The organism is Mesorhizobium sp. M7A.F.Ca.CA.002.04.1.1 (assembly GCF_004022805.1).
GTDB lineage: Bacteria > Pseudomonadota > Alphaproteobacteria > Rhizobiales > Rhizobiaceae > Mesorhizobium > Mesorhizobium ciceri.
The window spans coordinates 1-5,524 of record NZ_RZPL01000365.1 but is presented as its reverse complement, the minus strand read 5'-3'; the positions used below and the strand labels follow the sequence as shown (position 1 = coordinate 5,524).

Annotated in this window: 9 protein-coding genes and 2 pseudogenes; 5 read left to right on the top strand and 6 right to left on the bottom strand. The window is 60.1% G+C overall.

Annotated elements, in window-relative coordinates:
- Positions 1 to 283 (top strand): annotated as a pseudogene (locus tag ENZ75_RS19115) (hypothetical protein); the annotation flags it as partial.
- A 60-nt stretch (positions 284 to 343) separates the two neighbouring features.
- On the opposite strand, the gene ENZ75_RS19110 reads toward ENZ75_RS19115, so the two are convergent.
- Positions 344 to 442 carry a hypothetical protein gene (locus tag ENZ75_RS19110; protein WP_013530621.1) on the bottom strand — a complete coding sequence of 33 codons (99 nt, stop codon included), beginning with the start codon at positions 440 to 442 and terminating at the stop codon, positions 344 to 346.
- Between the two features lie 204 nt (positions 443 to 646).
- Positions 647 to 736, bottom strand: a complete 90-nt coding sequence (locus ENZ75_RS19105) for a hypothetical protein (RefSeq protein WP_081714185.1) — start codon at positions 734 to 736, stop codon at positions 647 to 649.
- A 35-nt stretch (positions 737 to 771) separates the two neighbouring features.
- On the opposite strand from ENZ75_RS19105, the gene ENZ75_RS19100 reads away from it, so the two are divergent.
- Entirely contained in the window at positions 772 to 975 is a 204-nt protein-coding gene (locus tag ENZ75_RS19100) for a hypothetical protein (protein WP_063168627.1), read from the top strand.
- 111 nt (positions 976 to 1,086) lie between these two features.
- Positions 1,087 to 1,638: an isochorismatase family protein gene (locus ENZ75_RS19095; protein ID WP_063168626.1), complete on the top strand. Its 552-nt coding sequence runs from the start codon at positions 1,087 to 1,089 to the stop codon at positions 1,636 to 1,638.
- A gap of 305 nt (positions 1,639 to 1,943) precedes the next feature.
- Here the strand turns inward: ENZ75_RS19095 and ENZ75_RS19090 are convergent, their stop codons facing one another.
- From ENZ75_RS19090 to ENZ75_RS19075, 3 genes are all read right to left on the bottom strand, one after another.
- Entirely contained in the window at positions 1,944 to 2,126 is a 183-nt protein-coding gene (locus tag ENZ75_RS19090; RefSeq protein ID WP_318014171.1) for a hypothetical protein, read from the bottom strand.
- A gap of 107 nt (positions 2,127 to 2,233) precedes the next feature.
- Complete coding sequence (locus ENZ75_RS19085; protein WP_013530625.1) at positions 2,234 to 2,533, bottom strand: DUF1236 domain-containing protein; 300 nt, start codon at positions 2,531 to 2,533, stop codon at positions 2,234 to 2,236.
- Between the two features lie 964 nt (positions 2,534 to 3,497).
- The gene (locus ENZ75_RS19075) at positions 3,498 to 3,785 is read right to left on the bottom strand and encodes a hypothetical protein (RefSeq protein WP_063168625.1); all 288 of its coding nucleotides are present in this window, start codon (positions 3,783 to 3,785) and stop codon (positions 3,498 to 3,500) included.
- Positions 3,786 to 4,110: 325 nt separating this feature from the next.
- Here ENZ75_RS19075 and ENZ75_RS19070 point away from each other — a divergent pair, with 325 nt between their 5' ends.
- A complete protein-coding gene (locus tag ENZ75_RS19070) occupies positions 4,111 to 4,329 on the top strand; it encodes an exopolysaccharide production repressor protein (RefSeq protein ID WP_224674556.1) in 219 nt (72 codons plus the stop codon).
- Positions 4,330 to 4,942: 613 nt separating this feature from the next.
- The gene (locus tag ENZ75_RS19065; RefSeq protein ID WP_013530629.1) at positions 4,943 to 5,245 is read left to right on the top strand and encodes a DUF1236 domain-containing protein; all 303 of its coding nucleotides are present in this window, start codon (positions 4,943 to 4,945) and stop codon (positions 5,243 to 5,245) included.
- An 83-nt stretch (positions 5,246 to 5,328) separates the two neighbouring features.
- Here ENZ75_RS19065 and ENZ75_RS19060 read toward each other — a convergent pair.
- Positions 5,329 to 5,524, bottom strand: a pseudogene (locus tag ENZ75_RS19060) (glutathione-dependent disulfide-bond oxidoreductase); the annotation flags it as partial.

Genomic DNA, 5,524 nt, shown 5'->3' with positions numbered 1-5,524 from the left:
CCATGTGCTCTACACCAGCAGCGGGCTGCCTGCCGAATTCAGCTGCGAACGGCCGTTCGGCTTTCACTCGGTCATGCTGAGCGCCGCCTGGCTGGCGTCGGAAGGGGAGGTGGCGCTGATCGAAAGCTGGCTTGGCGAGCAGCTGATTGCAAGCGATCAGATCACGCTGTCGGCGCTGACGCCGTTGCACTATGCCCCGATGCTCAAAGCTGTAACGCGTGTTCGCCTGTCGACGAAGCACTATTGGCAAATGGTCGTGGACGATTTGGTCCTGACACGCTGAGATTTGAGCATGCCAAAGCGGAGCGAATTTCGCCCCGCTTCAATCAGGTTACGTTTACGATCAGCCCGGCACAATGATAATCGAGGCGCCGTTCGACGCTGTGACCGCCGACAGACGGCCCTTTTTCAAGAACGACGGCTTCACATAAATCTTCTTCATTTTCAGACTCTCCTAAAATCCCAGCCTGATGATGCCATACTGCGGCCATCTGTCAACCATGCGAGCTGAAAGCAACAAACAATAAACCCAACAATGCGCGACCAGGGGCCAGGGTCCCTATTCTTTGCTTCGGGCCATCCCAAAACCAATTGCACCTGGAGTTTGCTCTCCAGCGCCGGCGCGATCCGCCAGAGATGCGCCGGATTAAAGCGTGACGCTGCTCGGGGCGTTTGCCGTGACGGCGGAAAGCTTGCCCTTCTTGACGAAGGTCGGCTTCGCGTAAGTCTTCTTCATGGTGTTCTCTCCTGAACTCTCGGCGAGCATGGCAGATGCGCGACATGTGTCAACCAAGCCGGGCGCCGACGGCGGCCCTCCTGGCGCTATCGGCTGGCGGCCAGCGCCTGGCCTCCGGCTCGCTCGACGGCACGGCCCGGCTATGGGGCATGGACACCGGCCACCAGATCGCGCTGTTCGACAGCAAGACCGGCCCGATCTATGCGGGCGTCCGCCGCGGTGCTGACCGGCGGCAATGATCGCACCACCCGCGACTGGCCGCCCGACGGCGGTGACGGCGTCGTGCTGTTTGCCGGCGCGTCGGAATGAGCAAATCTTGATCACCTTGTCCGCCGTGCTATGTAAAGCCCATGCCAGCATCCAGCCTCCCAGACAACGCGCCGCTCATCGTCATCGATCTCCAGACCGGTATGTTCGACGGCGTGCACGAACCGCCGATCCATGATGCGCCAGGCATAGTCGAGCGCACCAAAGCGGTGATCGACTGGGCGCGGGGCGGCGGGCGCAAGGTCGCATTTGTCAGGCATGATGGACCCGAAGGCGATCCGTTGGCACCGGATCAGCCGGGCTGGCCGGTTTGGCCCGCACTTGGCCAAGCTGCGGACGAGCCGACCTTTGCCAAATCCGTGCGCGATGCTTTCAGCAATCCCGCCTTCGGCGACTGGGTTGCCGGGCAGGGTGCGGGTGCTGTCGTGCTCCTGGGCGCGCAGACCGATTTTTGCGTGGCCGCGACGGTCAAGGGCGCGATCGCCAGAGGGCTCGGCGTGACCGTGGTGTCCGATGCGCACAGCACGCTGGACAATGCCAGCGAGAGTGCCGAGCAGGTCATCGTCAGGCACAATGGCGAATTCGCCGAGGCCGGCGTCAATCTGGTGACCACAAAGGCGCTTGTCGGCGGCTGAAGCCCGAACGTCGCCGCAGGCCGCATTATCAGGCAGGCCGGCTTGAGGACTTCGCGAGGGAAGACAGCGCCGGGCGCCTGCCGTGGTCGACGCGGACGGGGGGGGCGCATTGTTGGGATGGCTCGGGCGCCCGCGTCAACCAGGGCGGCTCGTACCGCCGCATTAGCAACATTGCACATTGCGTGCCGCTCGAAACTTCCGCGAAAGCGGAATAGGCCGGAGCAAAAGGGCGGATTCGGCTGAGACTTTCGGCGCGCTTTCCCGGTCCGGGAGTCAAAAAGCCTGCTGGTTATTGGAAATGTCGTTCAAGGCGTTTGCCGGTGCTGCACCGGATCGGCGAGGAACGACACCGCAATCAGGTCGTCGCCATCGATCCGGCCGTGACGATCTTCCATGATGGCCGCGACCTTTTGAAAGGTTTTCATTTCGGCATCCGTCACCCGCGCATCGCGCATCCGGGCCTGGAGATCGGCCAGGCGAACGCCCAAAGCAGGGGATGTCACAGCTTTGCTTATCATCTTCACTCGTCCTGATTGGAAACTGACATGGGCAACCCGCCGCCATGGCTGGCGGCGGGTTTGGGACAATTCCAAGTTCAGTCGTAGACCTTGACGATCTTGCGGGTGCCCGGATCCACCAGGACGGTGCGGTTGTCGACCACTACGTAGCGGTATTTGACGTCGGGGATCTCATGAAGCTCGACCGTATCCGGCAACGCGCTACCAACATTCAGTTCCACGCCGGGAATCTTGACCGAAGCGAGGGGCTGCTTCTTCACATACTCGCGGATGACCGTGTCCTGTTCAGGCTGGATGACAACGTCCTGAGCGGCAACGGCGCCCACTCCGGCCAACAGCAACAGCGCCGCTGCGGCGCCCGTTAGGTGCATTTTCATACTGTTTCTCCTTGCGAGTCAGCATGACAAGATCGTCCAACGCTGACGGCAACTGAACTTGAGCCAACTGAAAATGTTCCTCAGATTGGGCTTCGGTCGGATGCTGTCTGCGACTTAAGTCTGGCCCGAGAGCGCATTGGTCTTACCGACGGGAACGGCTCTCTGTTCACGGCTGTTTGTCTCCCGGAATTCGGAGAAACAGATGGACAAAAGTGTTGGCCAAGCGCGCTGGTTGCTCGCACCGATTTTCGCGACAGCCGTTACCTTTCTGGTGATGGGAATAGTCCTTGGCTGACATGTCGTCGATCGGCGCAGCAACGTCCCTTCCTGCGCTGAGAGGGTTCGCAAGCCGCTTCGGCGCCTGGCGAACCCTCTATCTTCACCATACGCCGGCCTGCTCGTCGCTATCGTCCAGCAGTTGCTCGTTCAGTTTGCCGCTCGGTTATCGGGCCGTGTGTATCGATCGAGCCGGCGGCGAAGACAAGACACGTTGATCCGTAGGCTGCTCGCTGAAGTAAAGCGAACTGCCGAGAATGAGGAACACGATGCCCACCGCCGTCAATCCAACCATGAGCACGGCAATCGCCGTTCCTGGGCCATAGCCTGTCTTGATGATGGTGGATCGGTGGGCCATCGCGGCGTTCTCCAGACACCCGGCGGTGCCGAGTTCTGCGACAAACGACAAGCGAGGCCCGATGTTCCCTCGTTGGAAGACTCAATCGGTCACTTTGGGCTTTTGCTTTTTCCTGTAGGACCAAGGTCTTATCTGCCGAGCGCAAAGGTCCAAGGGGCCTTGTTCAGTTCCGATAATGTCCCTTGGATGTTCCGTTACTTTAGGTAAACCTGATATATTGCCTGGGCGGAAAACTTAGCTGGCCAAGCAAAATCGCCCGCGAACCGGGCATGGAAAATGTGGCTTTGGCAAGTTCAACAACAGGCAGTCATGTCTCGGGCGACGAATAGCTCACGTCTCGTCGAATCCGCCCTCTCGGGTCTGATCGTGCGTGATTGCGGCTTCTTCCTCATCATCGGGGAGGGCGTCGTCGCTGTCCTGGTACGCGTTATCGTCGTCCTCGTCCGGCAGATCGCCGTCTTTTTCGACGCCGTAACGCATGTCGCCGTTTTCCGGCGCGGACTCTGGCAGGATCTCGCCGCCCTTGATTGCATCCCAATCCTGCTGCTCGATGGTCGGCCCATCCGCCCTCGGTGCGTCATCTTCGATGTCGGCGCTTGGTTTGTTGCGAGGTGCCATGCTGGCCTCCAATCGTTGAAGAACTGGAGGCGAAACTCGGCGTGCCGGCGTTTGTTCCGGACCCGAAGTGCAAAGACCGGCGTGCTTCTGGATTGTCGACGGCTGGCGTGTCAGCCCAGCCCGCCAGCACCGCGGCCGCGGCCCGCACAGTTGCCAAGTTGCCGTGCAAATGGAGAACGCATTGCGGCGACTGACCCCTTACTTGCGAAGTTGCTAAAATAATGAAATGTTGTCCGCGGGAAATGAAATGAGGCAGGGACTGGTTGGAACCGGCGCGGTTTCGACGGTTTTGGAAACCATGTATTTTGGACAGTTTCTGGTAGGAATGTCAGCCACGGCCGTCATCGTCGCGGTCTGGACCTATATGACCACCGGCTCCTTCTGGGAGGCATTTGCCTGGACGATAGCGACGCTGCTTGTCCTGCAGGTCGGCTACTTCGTGCTCGTCGTGAGGCTGATCTTCAGGCGCGCACATGACATCGTGCCGAGCCAGGATCCGGTAGACGCCTTTCCGCCATTGCATCGCGACGGTGTCCAGCTTTGAGACCGGGTGACCGGGACCGATCAGGAATGGCGTTTCCATACCAGGCCGTCCACTCGAGCGCGTGCGCCGGGGCGCTCGGGGAACGTCGCCACCAGCGCGATCACGACCGACGGCAAGGTGTTTGGTCGCTGAGACGGCTTCTGAGCATATCCCTGCTGGAGATTTCGGCCAGCGTTATCATGGGAACAGGATGCATGCGCGACCGCTCCGCATTGTGCTCAGGCCGACAGGTTGGGAACAAGTGCTGATGCTTCGCGTTCTCTGGCAGTGCCGATGAGGTTGCCGCCTCCATCGGTGCCGTTATGGCTCGCTCTGCTCCCGGCGGGGCGAGCCCTTTTCGTGCTGGAGCCTTTCAAATCGTCCAGATGAAGAGGCGGATGCGCGGCCGATTTGGCGCACTGGTGCTCAGATTGAATTTTTTCCCTTTAAATATCCGTACATATCTGTGCAAGTTTTCAAACTCTTGAATGCTGTCTGCCGAATGTTTGATCAGCAACCAATCAATATCCAGGCTGCAATCGTAATATCTTCAATTCTGAAGTTACGATGGAACCGCATGGCAGCGGTGGAGTTTTTATGGAGGGCGGAATTCAGTTATCACTAGGAGATGGCCATGAGACTTTATCTTACGAGCGCGGCGACCGCCGTCGTCCTGATGGGCGGGATTGGTGCGGCGCTGGCGGAAAACGTCGTCGTCGTCCAGCCGGAGCAGGAGACAGTCGTTCGCGAATACATCAAGAGAGAACCGCTTGCCTCGGTGAACCTTCTGGGCGTCGAGCTCAAGCTCGGCTCGTCGGTGCCGGATACGGTCGAACTGCGTGAGGTGCCCGACGTCAAATACCGCGTCGCGGTGATCAACGACCAGACGGTCCTCGTCGATCCGGAGACCCGCCAGATTGTTGAAGTGCTGCACTAGGGATTCCGCAGTACTGGACCTTGGGAAAAACCCGCCCCGACGTCGCGTCGGGGCGGGTTTCCTTTGCCGCGACCCGCGATGGCCTATTCGGCGGCCAGTCTATCCTGCGTCTTGGTCTCGAAATCGCTGGCGTCGTGGCGTTCATGCAGTTGCATGGCAGGCTCACCGAAGGCGCGGTTGACCATGCGCCCGCGCTTGACCGCCGGGCGGGCGTCGATGGCCTTCGCCCAACGCTGCACATGCTTGTACTCGTGCACCGACAGGAACTCGCCGGAATCA

Bases quoted from the DNA above. Each gene is read 5' to 3' on its own strand.
- ENZ75_RS19110 (WP_013530621.1), bottom strand. From the start codon at position 442: ATGAAGAAGATTTATGTGAAGCCGTCGTTCTTGAAAAAGGGCCGTCTG.
- ENZ75_RS19105 (WP_081714185.1), bottom strand. From the start codon at position 736: ATGAAGAAGACTTACGCGAAGCCGACCTTCGTCAAGAAGGGCAAGCTT.
- ENZ75_RS19100 (WP_063168627.1), top strand. From the start codon at position 772: ATGCGCGACATGTGTCAACCAAGCCGGGCGCCGACGGCGGCCCTCCTG.
- ENZ75_RS19095 (WP_063168626.1), top strand. From the start codon at position 1,087: ATGCCAGCATCCAGCCTCCCAGACAACGCGCCGCTCATCGTCATCGAT.
- ENZ75_RS19085 (WP_013530625.1), bottom strand. From the start codon at position 2,533: ATGAAAATGCACCTAACGGGCGCCGCAGCGGCGCTGTTGCTGTTGGCC.
- ENZ75_RS19075 (WP_063168625.1), bottom strand. From the start codon at position 3,785: ATGGCACCTCGCAACAAACCAAGCGCCGACATCGAAGATGACGCACCG.
- ENZ75_RS19070 (WP_224674556.1), top strand. From the start codon at position 4,111: ATGTCAGCCACGGCCGTCATCGTCGCGGTCTGGACCTATATGACCACC.
- ENZ75_RS19065 (WP_013530629.1), top strand. From the start codon at position 4,943: ATGAGACTTTATCTTACGAGCGCGGCGACCGCCGTCGTCCTGATGGGC.